The organism is Flavisphingopyxis soli, assembly GCF_007995095.1.
Taxonomy (GTDB): domain Bacteria; phylum Pseudomonadota; class Alphaproteobacteria; order Sphingomonadales; family Sphingomonadaceae; genus Flavisphingopyxis; species Flavisphingopyxis soli.
Map to the genome: position 1 here is coordinate 598,050 of NZ_VOPY01000002.1, position 23,332 is coordinate 621,381.

At 61.1% G+C, this 23,332-nt stretch carries 18 protein-coding genes and 1 pseudogene; 13 read left to right on the forward strand and 6 right to left on the reverse strand.

From position 1 onward, the window contains the following. Window positions 1–26 precede the first annotated feature (26 nt). From FSZ31_RS09495 to FSZ31_RS09505, 3 genes are all read right to left on the reverse strand, one after another. Window positions 27–647 (reverse strand): cbb3-type cytochrome c oxidase subunit II, encoded by a 621-nt coding sequence (locus FSZ31_RS09495; protein ID WP_147123097.1) that lies wholly within the window; start codon window positions 645–647, stop codon window positions 27–29. Further along, window positions 644–2,254, reverse strand: a complete 1,611-nt coding sequence (locus tag FSZ31_RS09500; protein ID WP_147123098.1) for a cbb3-type cytochrome c oxidase subunit I — start codon at window positions 2,252–2,254, stop codon at window positions 644–646. The genes FSZ31_RS09495 and FSZ31_RS09500 overlap by 4 nt, the downstream gene beginning before the upstream one ends. Before the next feature lie 69 nt (window positions 2,255–2,323). After that, window positions 2,324–2,953 (reverse strand): peroxiredoxin, encoded by a 630-nt coding sequence (locus FSZ31_RS09505; RefSeq protein WP_147123099.1) that lies wholly within the window; start codon window positions 2,951–2,953, stop codon window positions 2,324–2,326. A gap of 200 nt (window positions 2,954–3,153) precedes the next feature. Here FSZ31_RS09505 and trxC point away from each other — a divergent pair, with 200 nt between their 5' ends. The 6 genes from trxC (at window position 3,154) to FSZ31_RS09535 (ending at window position 9,291) form a co-directional block, all read left to right on the forward strand. After that, window positions 3,154–3,600 (forward strand): thioredoxin TrxC, encoded by a 447-nt coding sequence (trxC, locus tag FSZ31_RS09510; RefSeq protein ID WP_147123100.1) that lies wholly within the window; start codon window positions 3,154–3,156, stop codon window positions 3,598–3,600. A gap of 157 nt (window positions 3,601–3,757) precedes the next feature. Then, window positions 3,758–4,390, forward strand: coding sequence for a TetR/AcrR family transcriptional regulator (locus FSZ31_RS09515; RefSeq protein WP_147123101.1), 633 nt, complete (start codon window positions 3,758–3,760; stop codon window positions 4,388–4,390). Between the two features lie 10 nt (window positions 4,391–4,400). Further along, the gene (locus FSZ31_RS09520) at window positions 4,401–6,068 is read left to right on the forward strand and encodes an MFS transporter (protein WP_236643746.1); all 1,668 of its coding nucleotides are present in this window, start codon (window positions 4,401–4,403) and stop codon (window positions 6,066–6,068) included. Continuing rightward, complete coding sequence (locus FSZ31_RS09525) at window positions 6,065–7,186, forward strand: HlyD family secretion protein (protein WP_147123103.1); 1,122 nt, start codon at window positions 6,065–6,067, stop codon at window positions 7,184–7,186. Before FSZ31_RS09520 ends, FSZ31_RS09525 begins: the two co-directional genes overlap by 4 nt. A 5-nt stretch (window positions 7,187–7,191) precedes the next feature. Further along, window positions 7,192–8,559, forward strand: a complete 1,368-nt coding sequence (locus FSZ31_RS09530; protein ID WP_147123104.1) for an efflux transporter outer membrane subunit — start codon at window positions 7,192–7,194, stop codon at window positions 8,557–8,559. Window positions 8,560–8,652: 93 nt separating this feature from the next. Next, the gene (locus FSZ31_RS09535; RefSeq protein ID WP_161595994.1) at window positions 8,653–9,291 is read left to right on the forward strand and encodes an SDR family oxidoreductase; all 639 of its coding nucleotides are present in this window, start codon (window positions 8,653–8,655) and stop codon (window positions 9,289–9,291) included. A 634-nt stretch (window positions 9,292–9,925) separates the two neighbouring features. On the opposite strand, the gene FSZ31_RS09540 is transcribed toward FSZ31_RS09535, so the two are convergent. Further along, window positions 9,926–11,206, reverse strand: a complete 1,281-nt coding sequence (locus FSZ31_RS09540; RefSeq protein ID WP_147123106.1) for a retroviral-like aspartic protease family protein — start codon at window positions 11,204–11,206, stop codon at window positions 9,926–9,928. 234 nt (window positions 11,207–11,440) lie between these two features. Further along, window positions 11,441–12,967 carry a flavin-containing monooxygenase gene (locus FSZ31_RS09545; protein WP_147123107.1) on the reverse strand — a complete coding sequence of 509 codons (1,527 nt, stop codon included), beginning with the start codon at window positions 12,965–12,967 and terminating at the stop codon, window positions 11,441–11,443. 120 nt (window positions 12,968–13,087) lie between these two features. Here FSZ31_RS09545 and FSZ31_RS09550 point away from each other — a divergent pair, with 120 nt between their 5' ends. From FSZ31_RS09550 to FSZ31_RS09575, 6 genes are all read left to right on the forward strand, one after another. Further along, window positions 13,088–13,543, forward strand: coding sequence for a hypothetical protein (locus FSZ31_RS09550; protein ID WP_147123108.1), 456 nt, complete (start codon window positions 13,088–13,090; stop codon window positions 13,541–13,543). Beyond that, entirely contained in the window at window positions 13,540–14,853 is a 1,314-nt protein-coding gene (locus FSZ31_RS09555) for a GAF domain-containing protein (protein WP_147123109.1), read from the forward strand. The genes FSZ31_RS09550 and FSZ31_RS09555 overlap by 4 nt, the downstream gene beginning before the upstream one ends. A 325-nt stretch (window positions 14,854–15,178) precedes the next feature. Then, window positions 15,179–15,688: an RNA polymerase sigma factor gene (locus tag FSZ31_RS09560; RefSeq protein WP_147123110.1), complete on the forward strand. Its 510-nt coding sequence runs from the start codon at window positions 15,179–15,181 to the stop codon at window positions 15,686–15,688. A gap of 39 nt (window positions 15,689–15,727) precedes the next feature. Next, on the forward strand, window positions 15,728–16,666 hold the full coding sequence (locus tag FSZ31_RS09565) for a FecR family protein (RefSeq protein WP_147123111.1): 939 nt from the start codon (window positions 15,728–15,730) through the stop codon (window positions 16,664–16,666). A 107-nt stretch (window positions 16,667–16,773) separates the two neighbouring features. Next, on the forward strand, window positions 16,774–19,020 hold the full coding sequence (locus tag FSZ31_RS09570) for a TonB-dependent receptor (protein ID WP_236643747.1): 2,247 nt from the start codon (window positions 16,774–16,776) through the stop codon (window positions 19,018–19,020). A 72-nt stretch (window positions 19,021–19,092) separates the two neighbouring features. After that, window positions 19,093–22,290, forward strand: a complete 3,198-nt coding sequence (locus FSZ31_RS09575) for an autotransporter outer membrane beta-barrel domain-containing protein (RefSeq protein ID WP_147123113.1) — start codon at window positions 19,093–19,095, stop codon at window positions 22,288–22,290. A gap of 252 nt (window positions 22,291–22,542) precedes the next feature. Here the strand turns inward: FSZ31_RS09575 and FSZ31_RS12905 are convergent, their stop codons facing one another. Further along, complete coding sequence (locus FSZ31_RS12905; protein ID WP_201739156.1) at window positions 22,543–22,728, reverse strand: ATP-binding cassette domain-containing protein; 186 nt, start codon at window positions 22,726–22,728, stop codon at window positions 22,543–22,545. Window positions 22,729–23,201: 473 nt separating this feature from the next. Here FSZ31_RS12905 and FSZ31_RS09585 point away from each other — a divergent pair. Beyond that, window positions 23,202–23,327, forward strand: a pseudogene (locus FSZ31_RS09585) (OmpA family protein); the annotation flags it as partial. Window positions 23,328–23,332 lie beyond the last annotated feature (5 nt).

Genomic DNA, 23,332 nt, shown 5'->3' on the forward strand with positions numbered 1-23,332 from the left:
CACGGAGGTCGTAGTTGGCGGGGGCTTCACCGCGGCTCCCCTTTCTCGGCGTAACCGTCATCGCGGACCGCTCGCGTTGGCGCGGGAAACGTATGATCGAGCGACTGCAGATAGGCGACCAGGTCGAGCGCTTCGCGTTTGGCCACGATCACCCCCTTTTTTGGCGCGCGATCGGCCGGCAGGATGATAACGACGTCGCCCGGCTCCGCATGCTCTTTGCGCTCGAACAGATAGGGATAGGCGGGCATGATGCTCCAGCCGAAGATTGCACGCGGCTGGTAGAGATGGGTGAGATGCCAGCCGCGACTGGGCAGGCGCGCGCCGACGTTGAACAGGTCAGGCCCGGTCCGCATCGTGCCGAGCAGGTGAGGGCGATCATAGGCATAATCCGATGCAACCGAGGCGCGACCCCAGCCACGCTCTGCATCGGGGGCCTGATCGATCGAGCGCGGCTGCTGGCTGTGACAATAGATGCAGCCTTGTGCAACATACTGCGTCCGACCGCGCAATTGTTGCGCTGTATAGGGCTTCAGGCCCGGGGTCGGCGCCTCGCTCCTAATCTGGATCGCGGGCGCGATCACCAGCATCAGCGTTGCAAATGCAAGGATGGCAAGTGCCAGAATGGCAAGCGGGACCATGCGGTTCATGTCGACACCGCCGATCGCGTGTCATGGGGCTGGGCAGCCGGTGCCTGCGCATCGCGCTGGATCAGCGCCGCGAGGAAGTGCGCCGCGAAAATCAGATGGCCGACAACCATCACCGCGCCACCTAACGACCGAATCTCAAGATAGGGCAAGACCACCTGCACACTGTCGGAGAAAGGCCGGGCGACGTCGAGCATGGCAAAACCCTGAAGCACTCCGCCGATCGTCAGCCCGATGAAATAGATCGCGAACCCGACAACCACGAGCCAGAAATGGGCAGGGATCATCGATGGCCAGGGCCAGGAGCGGCCGGTGATGCGAGGCAACATGTGATAGACGGCACCGAACATCACAAACGACACGAATCCGTAAGCGCCAAGATGCGCGTGGGCGACCGTATACTGGGTGAAATGGGTAACACTGTTGACCGACCGCAGTGCCTCGATCGATCCCTGGAACGAGGCCAGCGTATACATCACCGCCCCGAGCGAGATGAAGCGCAGCGGCACCGAGGCCTTGAGCGCCCATAGGTTGCGCGCGACAGTGACGTGGTGATTGATCGCAACCGCAATGACGGGCACGAACATCATCACCGAATGGACGATCGAAAGCGTCACCACCCATGTTGGCACCGGCCCGCCAATCAAATGGTGAATGCCGACCTGGCTATAGAACAGGGCCAGCGCCCAAAATCCCAGGAGCGACAGGCTGTAAGAATAGATCGGCTTGCCGATGATTTTGGGGATGAAATAATAGGCCGCGCCGACGCCGAGTGGGGTCAGCCACAGGCCCAGGACGTTATGCGCGAACCACCAATTGACCGTGGCTTCCTGAACGCCGCTGTAAATATAGGGGATATTCGCGATGAAGAACAGGATGGGGAACCAACATAACGCTGCGATATAATACCATCCCGTCACGTAGATATGCTTGACGTGGCGGCGAGCAGCGGTCGCGAGCAGCGGTAGGACAAAGAAGCTTCCGGCGATCGCGATCAGGATGTCGATCTGCCAGGGAATTTCCAGCCACTCCTGGCCATCGTTCCATCCTGAAGCGATTGCGATCGCGCCTGCCGCAACCCCGACATTCCACAGGATGGCGCCAATGATCGGCAGCTTGGGATACCGCAGCGCGGTGTGAAATATGCGCGGCGCCACCCACATTGCTACACCGATGCCCGTCATCGACAGCCAACCGTAGATGACCATATTGAGATGCAATGTGCGAACCCGCCCAAAGGTCAGCCATGCTTCCCCAACAAGCCAGTCAGGCCAGTGAAGCTTGAGCGACGCGATCAGCCCGAAAATCGAACCGATAGCGAGCCATGCTATACCGCTGCTAATGAGCGTGACCACGGCCGGACGCGATATTGCATCGATGCCGGCACGCTCGGTATCGAAATGATGGGCCCGTGCGGCGCCCCCTTCGTCCTGCGAACCTTCGGTTGTGGCGTCGTCGGGATGTCCGGCCTCGCCCTCGGTAAAGATCGTATAGGCGTCGTGTTGGGTGATTGTCAGTTGGCGATTGTTAACGGCCCAGATCAAGAACGCCAGCGCCAGCAGCGACGCGAAGAAGCTCAAACCCAGCAACAGGCCAATCGTCAACGTCATGCGCGCCCTCCTTCAAACCTCGACGGGATCGAGGGCGGGGCGGCCTTCGGGCCACCCCGCCTTGGCGCATCAATCGACCTTTAGGGTACGAAGATACGGGCGATGTTCCGTCCAACCCTGCGGGAAGAGTGTCTTGGCTTCATCGTTTGTGATTGAAGGAGGGATGATAACATCCTTGCCCAACTGCCAGTCTGCAGGAGTGGCGATCCGTTTGCGGTCGCCGAGTTGAAGCGCATCGATAACGCGAAGGATCTCGTCGAAATTTCGCCCCACATTCATCGGATAGGTCATTGTGAGCCGAACCTTCTTGTTCGGGTCGATGATGAACACCGAACGCACGGCTGCCGTCTCGCTCTCATCTGGATGAATCATGTCATAGAGCTTTGCAACCGCCAGGTCCGCATCGGCCACAATCGGGAATTCGAGCGTGGTGTGCTGCGTCTCATTCACATCCTTGATCCATTTGCGATGCTCTTCGGCGGTATCGGTCGATAGGCCGAGCGGCTTGACGTTCCGCTTCGCAAACTCGCTGGAGAGCTGCGCCGTACGCCCCATCTCGGTCGTACAAACAGGCGTAAAGTCAGCCGGATGGCTAAAGAAAAATACCCAGCTATCGCCGGCCCATTCATGCAGGCTGATCATCCCGTTTTGCGTTTCGACGGTGAAATCCGGCGCGGTATCTCCGATGTGCAAACTCATGTTTCTTTTCCCTTCGATAGACTGTGACACCCCGTTCTGGTGCACCCCTACCAATGACTGCTAGGTGGATTGCTCACAGGTTCACTTCCAATACGCTGCCAGTCAAGGTGGATCTCAGTGCGACGTCGGCAACGTGGCTGATCGCCTGAGTGAGGAGTATGCCAGCGATAGTGACTGAACCGGCAACTGGAGACCGCGCCATGACCAGCCAAGAATCCAAAATCATCGCCTGCCCCTCGTGCGCAGGGCTTAACCGTGTGCCCGTGGCGAAGCTCGGAACGGGCGGCACATGCGGGAAATGCCATTCGCCGCTGTTCACAGGGCATCCGGTGGCACTGACCTCGGCAAACTTTTCGGCCCATATGGTGAAAAGCGACATTCCGCTCCTGGTCGATTTCTGGGCCAGCTGGTGCGGCCCTTGCCGCCAGATGGCCCCCGCTTTCGAGGCGGCTGCGGCGCAGGTTGAGCCTTATGTCCGCTTGGGTAAACTCGACACCGAAGCCGAACAGGCGATTGCCGGCCGGTACCAAATCCGCTCGATCCCGACCTTGGCTCTGTTTTCGAAAGGTCGGGAGATCGCGCGCCAAGCCGGCGCGATGCCCGCCAGTGCGATCGTCAGTTGGGTAAAACAGTCGGTGGAGGACTAAATTACCGACAATTCATCAGTTAACTCGAGCGTTCCGAAGAACCTTCGAGGTGGCGAAGCCCAATCTCCAAATGACGCCATCAAATTCAAAGGTTTATTAAACAGGCATTGAATTATCATCCGTGCGCCCTAAATGACATGGCCACTTGGAGCGAACCATGTCGAAACCCCGCAAGCCTGGCAGGCCCACCAAAACCGACAGGGATACTGCGACCGAAATCCTGACCGCCGGGATGCGCCGGTTCGCGGCGCAAGGCTATGACGCCACGTCGCTGCGCCAGATCGCTGGAGATGCTGGCGTCGACGTGTCGCTCATCTCGTATCAATTCGGGTCCAAGCTCGCGCTTTGGCAGGCGATAGTGTCAGGACAGAGCCAAGAGCTTCTCGCTCATCTCGACGCCGCGCGGATACCCGACGCGCAGAGTGACCGCGGACTGGCGCTTCGTCGCGCGATGCAAGGCTTCATCGATTTTCTGATTGCCCGCCCGCTCGTCCCGCGCTTTCTCTTGCGCGACCTTTCGACCGACGACGAGCGGACCAATTGGTTGCTCCGGTCGCTGACGATCCCGCTGCACGAAAACTTCGTCGCACTTGCCGAGGCCGCAGCGCATGAAGGCGCAATCGACCGCGATCACTGCGCGTTTCGCATGGCCAATTTCGTCTATGCCGCGTCGAGCACCGTCGCCCGCCGCGAACGGCTGGCCCAGATGGTCGCGGGCGTGGCCGACGATAGCCAGTTCCGTGCCTCGCTCAATGCCGTCCTGATCGAACCGGTGTTCCATCATGGCTGAAGCGAAACCATTGATCGATGATATGGGAGGCTACCGGTTCAAGCCTCACGAGATGCCGATCCTCCCCGGCTCACCGGCCAATCCCGATCACCCGGCGCGCCGACGCGTGGCCTATCTGCTGATCGGCGTGTTCCTCGGCCTGGTCGGTGGAGCGCAAAACGGCTTCCTGCTCGCCAACGCTGCGGCGGTGCAGGCAAAAATGGCGTTGACCCCGGTCGAAACGGGCTGGCTTACCGTGGCCTTCTATTCAACCTACGCGTGCATGAGCATGCTGTTGTTTCGTGTCCGCCAGGAATTCGGGATCCAGCCGTTCGTCCGCTGGGCGATGCTCGGTCTTGTCCTGGCAAATTTCGTCCAGATGCTCGAACCAGGATATTATCCCGAGCTCGGCGCGCGCGCGGTCGCTGGGATCGTCGCGAGCGGCCTGTCAGCTCTGTCGCTCTACTACCTCATGCAGGGACTGCCCGCGGCGATCCGCGTCGGCGGGTTGGTCATCTCGCTTGGTCTGGTCCAGGTCGCCTTCCCGCTGACACGCGCAATTTCCCCCGCACTGCTTGTCGACGGCGATATGAGCAAGGTTTTCCAGTTCCAGTTCGCCCTATCGCTGCTCGCTCTGGGAGCGGTTTACCTGCTGCGCCTACCGCCGGGCATTCGTCAAAAGACGTTCGAAAAGCTCGACCTGCCGAGCATCACGCTGTTCGTGGTCGGTGTCGGGTCACTCTGCGCGTTCCTGATCCAGGGACGGATCCAGTGGTGGGACACGCCGTGGCTCGGCCTCGCGCTCGCGCTCGCCGTGATCGGCCTCGGCGGCTCGTTCCTGATCGAAGCCCATCGCAAGAACCCGATGCTCGACCTCAGCTGGTTGTCGAGCCGGGCGATCCTCTCGCTGGCGCTGATCGGGGCGACAGTCCGCATACTCGTTGGCGAACAGGGCTTTGGCGCGAGCGGGATGTTCAGCGCACTGGGATATGGCAACGAACAGCTGACCGGCTATTTTTTCATTCTGGCGGGGGCGGCATTGGCCGGGATGGTCCTGTCGGTCATTCGCCTCGATCCCAAAGACCTGACCCGACCGGTGCTGTTCGCGATATTGGTTATCGCCGTAGCGGCATTTGCCGACACGCGAACCGGCGTGATGACACGCCCGCAGGACCTTTACTTGACGCAGGCTGCGATCGCCTTTGCCGCCGTCTTCGCCATGGGGCCGGTGATGATGGAAGGGATGTTGCGAGCGCTGGCCGCCGGACCGAGCTTTGTCATCAGCTTCATCGCCGTTTTCTCGCTTTCCCAATCGCTCGGCGGACTCGCCGGCATATCGATCCTGTCGGCGTTCCATACAATCCGGCTCAAGACGCATCTGATCGACGCCGGGGACACGCTGACGCTGGCCAATCCGCAACTGGTTGACGCGCTCGGCAACGCCGTTCGGCGCGTAGCGCCGATCCAGGGAGACACGCTCCTACGGCAGCAAACGGCATCCGCGAACGTCATGCAAGAGGTCGGTCGCGAGGCGGCCGTGCTCGCCTTCAACGATGTCTTCTTCCTGATCGGGACGCTGGCGACGATCGCCTTCGCAGTCCTCTTCATCCCGTGGTTGATCAACCGCATCCGGGGACACAACCCTCTCGCCAAGGAGCTGGTCTTTCTCGAGGCCATGCTCGCAAGGAGCAAGCAATGACCGACCCCCAAATTGACCCCGGCTCGCCCCAGGATAACGAACTCGACGATGCTCCCGCATCCGACGAGGGCGCCACCGGCTGGTCGCCCGATCGCTCGCCTCGCCGTATCGCGATCGGCGCGACGCTGATCATTGTCGGTGTCCTGGCGGCGTTGTTCGCTTGGGGACTGCCGCCGTTCGACGGCGGAGGCGAAACGACGAACAACGCCTATGTCCGCGGCCGCACCACCGTGATCAGTCCGCAGGTCGCAGGCTATCTTGTCGAAGTACCGGTGACCGATTTCGAGCGCGTCAAGAAGGGCGACCTGCTCGCCCGGATCGACGACACGCCGTTCCGCGAAAAGGTCTTGCAGGGAACCGCGAACACCGCCGCCCAGCAGGCGAACCTCGCCAACAGCCAGCAGAGCTTGCGCTCGGCCCAGGCGCAGATCGAACTGCAGGATGCCGCGGTCGCCAGCGCGCGGGCCAGCTTGCAGAAAGCGCAGGCCGACATGAACCGGATTGTCGAACTGGTCGGTGAAGGGTCGGTGTCGCTGCGCGAGCGCGATCAGGCGAGGGCGGCGCTTCAGCAGGCGCAGGCGGGCGTCAGGCAGGCTCAGGCCCAACGCGCCATCGCTGTCGAGCAGGTGCGTTCGGTCCAGGTCGGGCGCGGCGCGCTTGAAGCACAGGTCAAAAGCGCCGACGCTTCACAGGGTCTCGCCCAGTTCGAGCTGTCGCGGACCGAAATTCGCGCTCCCCGCGATGGCCGGTTGAGCGAGATCGCCGCGCGCGAAGGTCAGCTTGTCAGTGCCGGCTCGCAGCTGATGTATATCGTCCCCGACGACCTTTGGGTGGTCGCGAATTTCAAGGAAGCGCAGGCCGCCAATATGGCCGTCGGGCAGCGCGCGACGCTCAAGGTCGACGCGCTGGGAGGCATCAAGCTGACCGGTCGCGTCCAGAGCATCGCACCCGCGGCGAGCAGCGAATTCAGCCTCGTCAAACCCGACACCGGAGCGGGCAATTTCGTCAAGGTGCCGCAACGGATCGCGGTGCGCATCACGCTCGACCCCGGGCAAAAGGCCGCCGAGCGCCTCGGGCCGGGAATGTCGGTCATCGCTACCGTGCACGTGAAGGAGTGACGACGATGCGCAAAGCATTCCTTCCGACCAGCTTGGCGGCTGTTGTCCTGGCGGGTTGTGCGCCGACCTTGGCCGATGCTCCTGCGGGTGTTGCAGTTGCACCGCCGCTCGAATGGCGCACGCAGCTCGCCGCAACGGCTCCGGTCGAGGCGCAATGGTGGGAGGGATTCGGCGATCCGGAACTGACCCGCCTGGTTGAGCGAGCGCGCAACAACAATCCGGATGTCATGATTGCCGCGGCACGGATCGAGGAAGCGCGCGCGACCGAACGCGGTTCGCGGGCGCTGTTACTGCCCTCGCTGGCTGCAGGCGCCGAGGGCGGCGTCCGCCGCGAGGTATCGCCGTTCGGCAAGGGTCAGGAATCGATCGTCGCGCAGCCCACCTTCCGCGCCTCGTATGAGCTCGATCTGTTCGGCAAGAACCGCGCCCGGATCGATGCCGCCGAAGCCGGCGTGGCGGCCAGCGAGGCCGCCCGGGAAGCGACGCGACTGTCGGTCACCGCGGCCACCGCGAGCGGCTATGTGACGCTGCTGGCGCTCGACGCGCGGCTCGATGTAATCAAGGCGACGCTGCAGTCGCGGCGTGACGCGCTCAAATTCGCGCGCGACCGGGCCGAGGTCGGATATACTTCGCAGCTAGAATTGCGCCAGGCAGAGGCCGAATATCAGGCAACCGCGCAACTGGTGCCGCAGATCGAGGCGCAGATTGCGCGTCAGGAGAACGCGCTGTCGGTCCTTACGGGCGAATTGCCGCAAGCGATCAGCCGTGGCGGCACGCTGGCCGATTTGAGGCAAACCGCTGCGCCCGTCATCCTTCCGTCGCAGCTGCTCCGGCGGCGGCCAGACATTGCCGCAGCCGAATATCGCATCGCGGCCTCGGATGCGCAGATGCGCGCGGCGCGCGCGCAGTTCCTGCCATCGATCAACCTGGGTGCGAGCGCTGGACTGGCCCTGTCGGACCTCCTCCCCAACCCGATCTCGGTCTGGTCGCTGGGGGCGAGTGTGCTGGCCCCGATCTTCCAGGGCGGCCGGCTTGAAGCGCAGCTCGATGGAGCCACCGCACAGCGCGACCAGGCCGCATGGGCCTATCGCTCGACCGTCCTCAATGCGTTTCGCGAAGTCGAGGATCGCCTGGTCGTCCTTTCGCGGCTCGATCAACAGGACGTTGCGCTGTCGGCGCAGCGCGCCGCCGTGGCAGATGCGCTCCGTCATGCCCGCAATCGCTACCGCGCCGGTTACACGCCCTATATCGAACAGGTCGATGCGCAGCGCGCCTTGCTCGGTGTCGAACTGTCGCTCGTCCAGCTGCGTGCAGATCGATTGACGACGCTGATCGGGCTGTATCAGGCGGCAGGCGGAGCGCCGGTCCCATAGGATCCACCACCAGCCGCCCTCGATCCGAATAAAGTGCGGACACATCGCGCCAACCATGCATTGTAAACCATAAGTGCAATGCAGGAGGCGAATGTGAAGATATTGGTGGCAGGTGCGGCCGGAGCGGTCGGAAACATGCTGGTGAGCGATCTGGTCGAAGCCGGACACGAGGTGACCGGACTCGTCCATTCGCAGGACAAGATATCGTGCGTCGAGCAAGCGGGCGGCCGCGCAATCGTCGCCGATGTCACCGCGCCGGACACGCTTGCACAGCCCCTATCCAACATGGACGTCGTGATTTTCGCCGCCGGATCGGGCGGCAAGGCGGTCGAAGCGGTCGACCGCGATGGTGCGATCAACCTTATCGACGCCGCGGTAAACGAAGGCGTCGACAGGTTCGTCATGCTGAGTTCGATGTCGGCCGATACGCCCGAAAACGGTCCCGACGAGCTCAAATCGTATCTAGAGGCGAAACAGGCGGCAGACCGCCATCTCGAACGCAGCGGCCTCACCTACGTCATCGTCCGTCCCGCGGCGTTGACCGACGAGAAGGGAAGGGGGCACATCCGCGTAGGACACGACCTAGAAGCCAAGGATGCGCAGATCACGCGCGCGGACGTCGCCAAAACCCTCGCGATCGTCAGCACAGCGACAGGCGTGAAAAATTCGACGTTTGAAATCATCGAAGGCGACCTCACAATCCGCGAAGCGATCGAGTGTATTCAAGCATAGTAAAAGGTCGCTGGCGGACAGGGTGAGAACCGAAAATATCGATTAACTAGTTGATTCTGAACGTGATTCGTTAGCGCATAAGAGTGAAAACCCCCATCCATGCCCCTAGTTCAACGCCAACCATGGAGCGTCTGCTTTGCGCCCAATCTCGGTCATTCGCCTCCGCCGATTTGACCCCCGGAAGCCGAAGATCCTTCCCGACACCCGGCGTTGCCACCAGCTCGTCTGGTGCAGGCGCTCAGTCGCTGAAGCCGGTGATCGAACCATATCGTTGCCGGGATGAGCGACGCTGAGCTTCCCACGATTGACGACTTTCTCGCGTAACGCGACTCGAAACGCGACGACGCCGCGGAACGTGCCAAACACGAAGCAGGGGCACTCGTCGCATCGCACGCGGCGAAGGGCGTGGTGCGTTCGGGCGCGACGCTGAAGACGCTGGCGACCATCATCGAGGATCGTTTCGAGTAGGCGTTGAACGAGACATTAGACGCACTGTGCCGCATGCGCGCGGTATCGGGCGCGGCAGGCGGAATATGTGTCGATTGGGGACCGCCGGGAATTGGACGAGCTGCGAGATAAGCGGACATATATCCCAGCGTGCATGCGATCTTCTGTACGAGCCCTGCAGCGAGCTTTATTGCCACCACACACGGCGGGTCGGGAAGTCGATCAACAGCCGGTAGTGCCCGAGATAGTCGGCACCGATGATCATCGCTGGCTCATCCCCAAGACCAAACGCGTCAAATACGGGAAGATCAGCGATACGAATCGGCGCATCGCTAAGTTCCTGGCCTAGCAGCCGTATTGTCCGGGTCCGGCCTGGGCGCAGCGATGAAGATGTGTTCGTGGCCCCCTGCACCATAATAGCGGCACGGGCGTCATCATTCTTCACTTTCGCCAGATTGGCAAACTTTGTGTTGATGCGGGACTCGCGCGCGCCTGTGTCGATAATGCCCCAGCCGGCCACCCCATTGACCTTCACGGGAACGGCAAGCAGACCACCGGTAAGGATGCGGGCGGATACCGGCTCTCCTTGCGATGCGATCAGCTGTTCGGCTTCGACCCCGTCGAGCAGAGACAGACGAGCGGCGGACAGATCAAAATCGACAAGATAGCGTCCCATGATGTCCAGCCCTATGATCCCCGCCATCACCGCACCATCGGGACGGTCAGGCAATTCGCTCGCAACGACAGGCCCAAACGTCCTGCCGTCCACCTCAAGCCGCGCGATGCGACGGAGTGGCAAGGAAGCGGCGCCGGTCTGACCCACGACTTCCTCCCGTCCGGCTGATTCAAGCTTTGCTTCGCTGGAGAAGCGCGAATAAACCGCCGATCCCTCGGCCCCTGTATCGAACACGAATAGATGCTGGTCGCCGCCGTTTATCCGGACCGGCACCACAACATGGCCGCTCCCCGAAAAGCTCAGAGGTATCTCGGCTGCGACCGCCGTGGCCATGGCCGCAGCGACCACCGCAGCAAGGAATGTCCGGTTTTGCATGTTATTCCTTTCCTGTTTTCTAGCGGCGCTCGAAGAAATCGACCGCCGCATGCGCCGCCTTGTCATAGGTGTCGGGCGACACTCGCGACACCGCAACTCCGCGAAATCGCCGCTTCGCTGTTCGCCATATAATCGGCATGGTATCCGAACGCGTTTGCACAATATGTGCCGCTCGGCATCGCGGTCGCCGCCCCTGTGGTGGAAGAAGTTATAAATTTTCATCCATCCATAGCCGACACAGGCAGTAAGTGAGTGGAGCCAATCGACGTTTCCGCCATGCTCGACCGCGATACGGCTGGTCCGGGTCCCGCTAAATCCGGTTCTAGCGAGGGCGAGCGGCCGTCCGACCTTGTTGCGCGCGGTGCCGACATTGGGCGCTGTTGCGCTGGGCCCAGCGAAAAGAAGGTGCAGCTTCATTCGAGTCTCCGTTCGTCAGATCAAGAGATAGCGGCTGGGCGTTGCGCCTCTTGTGGCCGAATTCGGGGCGATTGCCGGCGAGCTGGCCGAAGTCTGTGAAATCTGAAAGTTGCTCTGGAGCTCACCTTGTGGAGGGGTCGGACCGACCGTCATGACCAGCGCCAACCCAGCCAGACTGGCGATCAGGTGAACGCCATTCGCGCCGCCAGTTTTTCCTGCCTGGTCATTTTTCCGTTAAAGAAGAGAGGCTTCTCCAAGAGCATCGAGCTGGGCCACTTCCTCAGGCGTGAAGGTGCCACTCTCAAGTCCGCAAATATCCTTTGCCAGCGCAGCCACGCGGGCTGGGGCTTCTGCAAGGGCATCAGGCCCTTGCAGGCGGAAACTCTCGGGAACCATTGGGCCGAACAGCAAAGCTCGGGCCAACTTAGGAAATTGGTGGAGGTCGGGTTCTAGCCCCGCCCGACGCGCGAACGATATCGCGGTGGCGTTCATCATCGGTTCCGCGCCCATCAAGCGCTGCTCCTTCGCTTGCGCGATCCCGACGGTCATTTCACAGTCGGAAGGGAGACCAACTTCCCCCGCGATCACACGGGAAATCCACCGCGCCTGCAACTCCAGCACCGGTAACTTCGGCCCGACCAGATTATAGAGGCCCAGACAGGCCAAGCCCGGCGCGGCCGGGTGGAACGTGGCACCACAAAGGTCCAGGCCACCGTCGTCTGCAAGGATCGATTGGGCCAGTGCCGGATCGAGCATACGCAGATCAGGGCGAAAGCCGGTTCCCAGCACAATGCCGTCCACTCGGCGACTTGTCCCGTCCGCAAAGGTTACGCGGTCATCGGTGACGGACTCGATCCATGGTGCGACCGCGATGCGCCCTTCTGCAACCGCGGGGAGGAACCCTTGTGATTGCGTAATCCCGGCACGCATCACATCGAGGTCGGACTTGCGGGCACCATAGCGTTCAGGCGATCCCGCCAATCCGTCGATCACACCAGACAATGTCTGCGCCATGACCTCCAGCGGCAGCCTTTCGCCGGAAAATGCGGCCGCGCGGGTCATCAACAGGGCTTCCATTGGGATACCCGCAGCCAATTTGGGCAGCACGTAACGTTGGCGGCGATAGCATGAGATCACCTCGCGAGCCTCGTTCCAGGCAAGATCGGAAGCGATTTCCAACGCACTGACCGAACAGCCGGCGACGAGCACGCTGCGCCCGCGATACCGATCAGCGCCGCGATATTGCGCGCTGTGTATGACGCCAAGTCCGCCTGAGAAACTACCAAGGCCTTCGACTTCGGGGACCTGTGGACGCGCTTCGTGGCCGGATGCAATCACCACCCAATCAAAGGTCTCGCGTCGGTCGCCTTCTCCGGTTACGCTGGTGACTGTCCACTGAGCGCCTTCTTTGCAAATGCTGCGCACGGCGGTAGAAACCCGCATGAACACATGCAGCCCGAACCGGTCGCAATAGCGGTCGAGGTACTGAAGCATGTCGTCGCGGCGAGGATAAAGCGGGACTTCCTCTGCATGGCTGAGGTCGGAAAACCGGCTGAATTCGCGGCTGGTGTTGGTTCGTAAGCTTGGCCACGTGGCGCTGGTGCGGCACTCGCCGTTCCACTGTCCGCCGAGCGAGGCCGAGGCTTCGAATACCGTAGGGTAGCAGCCGTGGCGAAGAAGCCAGCGCGCGGCGACGATGCCGCCCGGTCCTGCTCCGATAACAGCGACCTTCGGGCCATCAAGGTTGCAATTGAGGTTCATTTCCAACTCCACTAGAACGTGTTGAAGGATTAGGAGGGGATGCGTCCGGGCGCTTCCTAAATGGCTGCTAAGCAGCGGCTCGCGGTACTAAAAAAAACCTAAGTGCGCACTGGAGACTTCGTGGACGAGCAGCTCATCGAATTTATCCAGAGCGGGATCATGATGGTTATCGGAACCTGCGACGACGGAGGAGAGCTGGCGATAGCGCGCGGCGTTGGTGCGCGGGTAGTGGATGCAGAAGCCGGGTTGCTGAGGGTCGTGTATTCCAGTTCACACTGGCCAAGGATTGCCGACCATCTGCAGGGTGGAGGCGTGGCAGCGCTAACCTGTTCGCGACCGACAGACTACATGACTTACCAGTTCAAAGGTGTGGCTCATGTCGTGATTCCGGACGAAGACGACCTTTCTGCCAACACCGCCTACCATAAACTCGTCGCAACAAACCTGCCGGTGACCGGCATCGACCCAGACCATGTGGCAATCTGGCTCGACAGCGATTGTCCCATGACCGTTCAATTCAAGATCAAGGAGATGTATGTCCAGACGCCGGGGCCGCGAGCAGGCGTGAAGGTATGACGATCCCGCTTTCCCAGCTCGAGGCCTGCTTTGCAGGTGTGGTACCTTCAATCATCGCGACGCGGTCTGCCGAAGGCGTGCCCAACATCTCTTATCTCTCGCAGGTCGTCATGGTCGACGACCGGCACATTGCCCTGACCAACCAGTTCCTTTCCAAGACAGCGGCCAATATCCGCTCCAATCCTGTCGCGGCGCTTATGATTGTCGACGGTCGCACTGGTCGGCAATACGCACTCGACATCGTCTGGCGGCGTTCGGACGATCGCGGCCCGCTGTTCGATCGGGTCGAGCGCGATTTGACCGCGCATAGTGCGCAGGTGGGCATGGCGGACATCATGCGGTTGCGCGCCCTCGAAGTCTTCGAAGTTCTGGAAGTGCGCGCATGTGAGGCAGGCACGAACGCGTCAGACGCTTCACAGATCCCGGTTGCCCTCCTTGCCGAAAAGTCCCGCGTCCTTGCCATGGCGCAAGGCACCGAGGAGTTCCTCGATCGGTTGCTGGAAGTTGCCGCAACACTTGCGCAAGCTGATCGCGCTATGATTCTTCTGGTCGAACAGAAGCGCAAGGTTCTGGTCGTGATGGGGAGCCTCGGTTACCAAACCTCGGGGGTCGGGTCGGAAGTTGTTGCGGGTGATGGATTGATTGGCCAGGCTGCCGCCAACCGGGAGACGACGCGGATCAGTGATATCAGCCGCATCCACCGATTGTCTCATGCGGTGGTTTCCCACACTCATAGCGAAGCAAGCTTGCGGGAAATTGCATTTCCGCGCTTCAACGGTGCCATCAGCCAGGTCGCCGTGCCTTTGATTTCTAGTGACGAGGTCACCGGCGTGCTGTTCCTGGAATCGTCCCGGCGATACGCCTTCGACATGCCATGTTGCTCGGTTCTTGAAACGCTCGCAAATCACGCGGCCTCTGGCTTGCGGCACGAGCTCCACGGGGACGAGGAGCAAGGCGTAGCGGTTTCGCTCGCCCCGGCGCTGCCAGAACGCGCCCTCGACATCGCGTTCTATGATTATGACGGCAGCATTTTCATCGCGAATGAGTACGCCATCAAGGGCGTTGCCGGGCGGCTCCTACTTTATATGCTTGAAAAGGCTGCCGAGGAGGGACGGCGCGACTTCACCAACCGGGAAATCCGCCTCGCGCCCGATTTGAGGCTTCCGGACTTCAAGGACAACCTCGAGACGCGCCTGCTTTTGCTCAAACGCCGGCTGCAAGAGCGGGAGTTCGGCGTGAAAGTTGTATCCGCCGGTCGAGGCCGGTTGGAGCTTACCCTTGAAGGAATTCCCAGAATTTCAAGGATGTGAAGATGTCGATGTCCTCCGCTGGACGGGGGGCAATCAGACATGCCTGGCATTAGCTGGAGAATAGCTAAACCTGTCCGTGCTTTCGAGATACTTCCAATGTCGGCTCTTGGGCTTGCCTGGCAATTCCTCGAATGTCCGGAATTGGGCGCAAAGCAGAAGTTGAGCCGCTCAAGCTCGGGGTACATCCTCCAGCAGAGTAACGCTAAAATTTTTGATGAAGGGGTTTGAATCGCGTTCTCATGATGTGATATTAGCGACGCTTGCGCTACGCTTGGTCGCAGATCGTTAGCGGCAGCGAGAATCCTGAAATGTCAGCTGCTCGATTATGGATCAACCCGACCACAAATCCGGACTAGAGGTGGTCTTTTTAGAAAATCGGACTCGGATAATTCGATTTTTGCGGGCTCGCGGCGCTGATGATCCGGAGGATCTCGTCCAGGAAATCTGGGTTCGTGTGAAAGAGGCTAGCATCGGACCGGTTGGCGCTCCGATCGCCTACCTTTACCGTATTGCAAACCGGTTGATGATCGATCGTTACCGCGCCGACCAGACAGCCAAGAAGCGCGACACAGACTGGCACTCGACGACCATCCTCGAAACCATGCCGAGCGAGGAAAGCAAGCTCCAGTGGCGTGACGAGGCGACGCGAATCTTGGCGGTCCTAGACCGCCTGGGCCCGCGTGCCAGCACGGTCTTTCGCCTCCATCGCATTGATGGCCTGTCGCAGAAGTCGGTTGCCATCCAACTCGGGGTCAGCGTGAGCACGGTGGAAAGCGACCTGCGCTCCGCTTATCGGGCAGTTCACGAATGGAGGGTCCGACGTGACAAGGCGTAACCCGAACGATTCCGTCTATAGCCCATATGGAGACAGATAATGTCTGACGACAGGGAAATTGACGAAATTGCCATGACCTGGGCCTTGCAAACGCAGGATCCGGAGTTCGAAGCATGGGACAGTTTTACCGATTGGCTCGAACTCGATCCGCGGCATGGGCGCGCCTATGACGAAATCTGCTTTTCAATCGACCGCGCAGCCAGGCTGGTCGGTGCGGCGGCACCGGCAAACGACGATGTTCAAGAGAGCTATTCTCCGCCGCGCCGCGACACACGCCGAGGCGTTCTTGCCATGGTTGTGGCTGCATCGATCGGCGTCGCCGTGATCGGCCTCACGATGTGGCCCATGTCGCAGACCGACCGCGTGCTGTACTCTTTCGCGACCAAGCCAGGCGTTGTCCGGACCGTCAATCTGCCTTCGGGATCGGTCGTTCAACTTGCCGGCGGATCGACGATAAACCTGGACCGCAACGACCCCCGTTTCGCAAGGCTGGACGAGGGCCGTGCATTGTTTTCGGTTGAGCACGATCCCGATGCGCCGTTTATCGTCGAGGTCGGCGACGACCGGCTTCAGGACATCGGCACGGTGTTTGAAATCGGCAAGACGCCGCTCGGCCTTGATCTTCGCGTTTCGGAAGGCGCGGTCGTTTTGAACCCTGCGGCGGAAGCCGTCGACGTCCGCAAGGGACAGAGGCTTGTAAAGAAGCGCGACACGATTTCGGTGCGCCGGTCATTGCCGAATGATGGCGAATGGCTGTCTGGCCAGCTCACCTTTCGCGATACAAGTCTGATCACTGTGGCGGCGCGGCTCTCGCAGGCGTCGGGGCTCGACTTCACGGTCGACCCATCGGCGCGCGGGCAACGCGTATCAGGCTCGGTTGCGATCGAGCCGATTGCCTTGCATCCAGAAACACTCGGATTGCTTCTGGGTGTCAAAGCCACGAAAACCGGTGGAAGCTGGAGATTGTCGCTGCCTTGACCGTATACGTTCGCGCGGCGGTTATGGGCGTCGCAATCTTGTCGTCCGCGCCGGCCCATGCCGGTGATCGAACCATATCGTTGCCGCGCGGTCCCGCCGCCGAGGCCGTGATAGCGCTTGCCCTGCAGACCGGCACCAGCATCGTGATTGCCGACAGGACCGTGGGACGACGACCTGTACCCGCAATTCATGGCCAGATCGACGCGGGCGAAGCCCTCCGTCGCATTGCCATCGCCGCCGATGCGCGCATCGTGCGCGTCGGTCCCAACGCCTGGCGGCTGATCGATCGACCGAAAAAGCCCGGCCGCCGACCTGTCGTTGTCCGGTCGCCTGCGCCATACAAGGCGCCATCACAGCCCGAGACGGCGGCGACTGCGCCGATCATCGTCACCGCGACAAAGCGTGACGTCAATCTGCGCGACGTCCCCGCGCAAACCGCAATCATCGACGGCCACGACCTGACGCTGGGTGGGGTAGGAGGTACCGACAAGATCGTCGAACGCCTCTCCTCGGTGTCATCGACATATCTCGGCTCGGGGCGCAACAAGCTGTTCATTCGCGGCATTGCCGATTCCAGCTTCGCCGGTCCGACGCAGGCGACGGTGGGACAATATCTGGGCGATCTGCGGCTCAATTACGGTTCTCCCGATCCCGATCTGCGCCTGTCCGATGTGGCAAAAGTCGAAGTGCTGGAAGGACCGCAGGGCACGCTTTACGGGGCCGGCTCGCTCGGCGGCATAATACGGTTCGTGCCCAATGCGCCGCGACCCGGCGAATTTGAAGCGAGCGCGATTTTGGGGGCCTCCGCGACGCAGGAGGGCGATCCCAGCGGCGACGCGAGCCTGATGATCAACCTGCCGCTGGATGACGGGACGACCGCGTTGCGCGGCACTTTCGACCTGGCCCGCACGGGCGGCTTCATCGACAAACCGAATATCGGCAAGCAAAGCGCCAACCGCCTCGACATTGCTGCCGCGCGTGTGGCGATCCTTCGCAAGCTGTCACCGCAGTGGCAATTGTCGATCTCGGCGCTGGGTCAGGACATCGATTCTGCCGACAGCCAGTATGCCGACCGATCGGGCGATCGCCTGACGAACTCGGCATCGGTACCCGAAGGCGCGATGGCGAAATTTCGCGCAGCGCAGGCGGTCGTGGATGGCCAGCTCGGCGCACTGCGCCTGCGCAGCACGACCGGCTGGGTCGGCCAGTCGCTTGAGGAACGCTACGACGCCAGCCACGACGGTGAAGATCGGACGTTCACGCAGGATACCAGGTCGCGGATGGTCTCGAGCGAGACGCGGATCTGGATGCCCGAACGCAATGGCTTCGGCTGGCTGGCGGGGGCGAGTGTCATCCACAGCACGACAACGCTCCGGCGGCGCCTTGAGCGATACGACCAGCGAACGGTGCTGACGGGCGTTCGCAACGCGATCGACGAAGCAACGGTCTATGGCGAGGTCGGGATCAGGCTGCGCGACGTTCTCCTGGCGAGTGCTGGAGCGAGGGTGACGTGGTCGCATTTGAGCGGGGCAGGCGAAGACGTTCTTCCTGCCATAGCCCAGGAACGGGTGGGGGTAACGGCTGCGCGGAGCGCGATCACCTTCCTGCCGTCGCTTTCGCTCACGGCGAGCCTGGGCGACCGGACATCGCTCTACCTGCGCTATCAGGAAAGCTTTCGGCCCGGAGGGCTTTCGGTCGAACAGGAGTTCGTCAAACGGTTCAACGACGACCATAGCCAAACCTTTGAAATCGGCGGTCGCTACGGCCTCGCGGAACGCGACACGATCGATTTTTCCTTCAACCTGGCCTATACCGATTGGCAAGATATCCAGGCCGATTTCATCGATGGAGCGGGCCTGCCGAGCACCGCGAACATCGGCGACGGACGGATCTGGTCAGCCACCGTCAACGCCGGATGGATGCCGTCCAACGCGCTGCGCCTCGAACTGGGCGCGACGGTCAATCAAAGCAAGGTCGATCCGCAAGTAGCATTTTCGTTGGTCCGCGCGCGTCAGATCCCGAATATAGCCGGAATCTCGGCACGGGCTTCGGCAGAATGGCACAAGGACCTGTCGTCGGGGCGCGATGTGCTCGTCAGGGCCTGGCTCGGCTATATCGGTCGTTCGCGTCTGGGCATCGGACCCGAACTGGGTGACCTCCAGGGCGACTATGTCGACAGCGGCGTTACCGCCCGCTTGGGGTCGCGGGTGATGGGAATTACGCTCGGCGTGACCAATGTGACGAACGCGCGTGGCAATCGTTTTTCGCTAGGGACGCCGTTTGACGAGGTGCGTCGGCAGATCACGCCGCTGCATCCGCGCACGGTCCGTGTCGGGATCGATTACCGATTCTGAAAAAAGTTCAAGGCAGACTGGCGACGGCTCCGTCGTTCCGATCGAACCCGATTGGAAAGGATCCAGATCCAGATGTCCCGCCACCTCCTTGCAACGACCGCCCTTACTGTTTTCCTGATTTCCGGCGCACACGCCGAAGACATCACGACGAAGAAGACCACTCCGCTCAGCACCTCGACGGTCAAGGCGGGAGGACCCGACGCGATCTCGATTACGAAGGATGGCTCGGTCGTCCTGACCGGCGGCACTGCGGTGACGATCGACAGCAACAACAAAGTGAGCAATGCTGGCGCGATCACGATATCGAATGCCACCGGGGCGGTGGGAATCCGGGCACTGGCCAATACCAATGCGGATATCGTCAACTCGGGGACGATCACGATCGATGAATCCTATACGCCTACCGATGTCGACAAGGATGGCGACCTCGATGGGCCTTTCGCGCTCGGTTCAAACCGCTTCGGAATTCGCGTCGAGGGCGATCACATTGGCAATATCGTCAATTCGGGTACCATCACAGTCAAGGGCAACCAGTCGGCAGGCATTACAGTGGGTGGCACGCTCACCGGCAATTTTGTCCACGACGGAAAAACGACCATCCTCGGCGACAATTCGGTCGCCGTCGATCTCGAGGCGGTTAGCGGCAACGTGCGCCTCGCAGGAATTGTATCAGCCATAGGGGCGAATTCGGTTGCTGCCCGCTTCGGCGGTGACATTGGCGGTGCGTTGGTCGTCCAGGGGGATATTTCATCGACGGGCTATCGCTACAAGACCGCGCCGAGCGATGCGTCCAGGCTTGACAATGATGACCTGCTGCAAGGCGGATCGGCTCTGGTGATCGCCGGCGACGTCGAGGGCGGGATCGTGCTTGCCGTGGCGCCGAAGGATGCCGACCCGAATAATGCAGACGAGGACGGCGACGGCATCGAAGACGCGAAGGAAGGTAACGCCAAGGTCGTCACTTATGGCTCGGCTGCCGCAGCCCAGATCGGCGGACAGGGGCACGACATCATGATCGGATCGGTTGCCGGCACGGCAAGCGGATACGGGCTGCAGATCGATGGCACGGTGGAAGGCCATGGTGTCTATGCCGGCGTCAACGGCAACGGCCTTCAGATCGGTGGCACTGGTGGCCTGGTAACAATCGAAAAAGGCATCGGTATCGCCGGGGCCATCGGCGCGACGTCAAAGGACAGCATCGCCACCGCAGTCAAGCTGGCGGCCGGTACGACGACCCCCGAAGTGCGCGGGACTGGCAAGGTTGCGGCTTCGACGGGTGATGCAGTCGGCGCGCACGCAACGGCATTCGACATAGCGGCCGGTGCCTCATTACCGCGCTTTTACAATAGCGGCGTGATTTCAGCCACATCGGGCGCGAAGGGCACGACCACCGCGATCGTCGATCACAGCGGCACGCTTGCATTCTTGGAAAACAGCGGATCGATCTCGGCATCGGGCGGCAAGGACGCCGGCAGCAATGTCGCGATCGACGTTTCTGCAAACGGCAACGGTGTCGTCGTTCGCCAGATCAAGGTTGGGTCTGGCTACGCTGCGCCCGCAATTGCCGGCGATGTCGTTTTCGGTGCGGGCGACGATCAACTGACTCTTGAGGATGGGACGCTGACCGGCGACGTGCGTTTCGGCGGCGGCGATGACAAGTTCTCGTTGAGCGGCGATGCGGTGCAGAAAGGCCGTGTCACCTTCGGCGCCTCGAACGACGCGATGCAACTTGCCGATACGGCCGTCTTTGACGGCACGGCCGATTTCGGCGGCGGTGCTGATGTGCTGACGCTGATGGGCACATCGAAGTTCACCGGCAGCATCGTGAATGCCGGCGGCCTTGCGATAGACCTTCAGGGGGGCACGCTCGACCTTAAAACCCCGTCAAGCTTCGCTTCGCTCAATGTCGGCGCTACCGGAGTGCTGGTCGCGACCTTGAACCACACGCCCGGCGCGGGAAGCGCCTATGTCGTCAGCGGCGATGCAACATTCGTCAAGGGAGCGAAGCTGGTCCTTCGCCTGGCCGATGTCGAACATGCCGTCGGCAGCTACAATGTCCTGACCGCAGGAACGATTACCGGGCTTGGCGACCTCGAAACGCTCACCGATCTTGTCCCGTACATGTTCAAGGCAGCGCTCGACACGAATGCACCGACCAGCACGCTTGCGGTCGATATCTCCCGCAAAACAGCCGGTGAATTGGATCTCAATAGTTCGCAATCGAGCGCATATGATGCGGTCTTCAATGCCCTTTCAACCGACAAGGACATCGGTAACGTGTTCCTTGGAATCACGAATGGTGACGCGTTCAAATACACCGTCGGTGAAATGCTACCCGATCATGCCGGGGGCTCGTTTGAAGGAATAAGTCTCGGAACGCGAACGACCGCTCGTCAGCTTCTTGACCCCGCATCGCCACTTGTCACAAAAGGAAAGTTCAGTGCGACAGCCAATCTCGCTTTTTGGGGCAGCGACAAGGATACTGGGGAGACGGCGGCCTATAACCTGCACGGCTATTCGTGGAGCGTGAGCGGCGAATACGCCACTGGGCTCGGCAAATTCGGCGCGACCCTTGCCTATCTGTGGAATCAGCACAAAAACGGCATTCAGAGCCGGGTTGCCGCCGATACGTTCGAACTGGCTGGACACTGGCGGGGGACCTTCGGACCGCTCACCGGGTTTGCGCGCGGCTCGCTGGGGCGTGCCAACTTCGATAGCGTACGCACCTTCTCCGCAACGGTCGACAACAAGCCACTCGAACGAAAGATCGAAGGCAGCTGGAACGGCGACTTCGTAACCGCGATGGCCGGACTGTCGGGCGAAGGTGGTGGAGCATATTTCTTCTTTCGCCCATCGGTCACGATTGACTATATCCGGCTCAAAGAGGATGGCTACAGCGAAACGGGGGGCGGCAAAGCGCTCGATTTGATTGTCGAAGGTCGAAAAAGCGATGAATTGGGTCTCAACTCCGGCCTGACCTTGGGCTATGATTTTGTCGGGCGTCGCAAACGTGACGAGAACTGGTTCCGGTTCGAAGTCGAAGGGGGTTGGCGGCAAATCCTGAGCGGAGATCTTGGCGACACGACTGCGCATTTCCAGGGCGGGACAGACTTAACGCTGGTCGCTGATGCTTCGACAAAGGGGGCTTATGGCCGACTTCGGGCACTCGGCGGCGTCGCGGGCTTCACCGTTGGTGGGGAACTCTCGGGCGAGGATCGCCACGGCAGCGTCGACTTGGCGCTTCGCGGCAGCGTATCGGTGGCGTTCTGACATGAACAGTTAGAAACGCGCACGCGATGACCTCTTGTCGGCATCGACATCCGCCTGCAGCCTGCCAGCTCCGAAATGGTCGGCGAGGGGCCCCAATCCGACGAGATTGAGCGCATCCATGGGAGCATCGGATCGTCGGCGATTTCGGATATCAGCGCCTCATTCTCTCGCGCCGTCAGCGAGGCGACGAGATTGTAGAACTGGAAGACGAAACCCAGATGATGGCGGCCGTGTTCGGTCAGCGCGTCGTTATCACGACGTAATTTCGAGGTCTTCGAAGCAAACTTGTCCGGCCGTCGCGCTGTCGAGTCCGCCCATGATGTTGAGGAAGGTCGATTTGCCCGACCCGCTGACGCCCAGCAGGACGACCATGGCCCCTGCAGGAAGTCCGAGATCGATACCGCGCAGGGCGTGAATCGCCATCGTCCAGCCGGACATGTATCTGTTATCCCGACGATTATTGCTATGCTTTAATGAGTACGTCGATCTACCTTCCGTCTTACTACGTATTCTCGAGAATGCATTTGAGCGCCACTTGAATGGGCCGACTCAATCAAGCCCTTCCAACAATGGGAATGAAAATAATGCAATCTCGTCGCCAGAACATCCTTCAGGGTGTCTCCATCCTCGCAATCTGCGCCGCCGTACCGGTCGCCGCACAGACCACTCCGATCAACGGTGGTTTGCTGTTACCGAACCCGCTCACGACGCTTCCCACAGATGTGAATGTTGGCGGTGTCACGGCGACTGGAGCCGATCCTATTGCGGAGGTTGTTGATCTGGACTCGGGTGAAGCCGCTCAAATTTCTGAAGATACCCCGCCCGTCTCGATCACCAATGGCGGTACGTTTGCCATCACGGCTGAGGCCACCGGCACGGGCACGGCAACTGCCGTGGTCGGCAACATCGGACCCGATGGCATGATTTCGTCGGAAGCCTTCGGCGAGACTCAGCTGCGCGTTCAGACGCTCGACGGCGTTCGCAACGACCAGAACCGTCGCGTGGAAATCACCTACGGTCCCGGTTCGGGCATGTAATCATC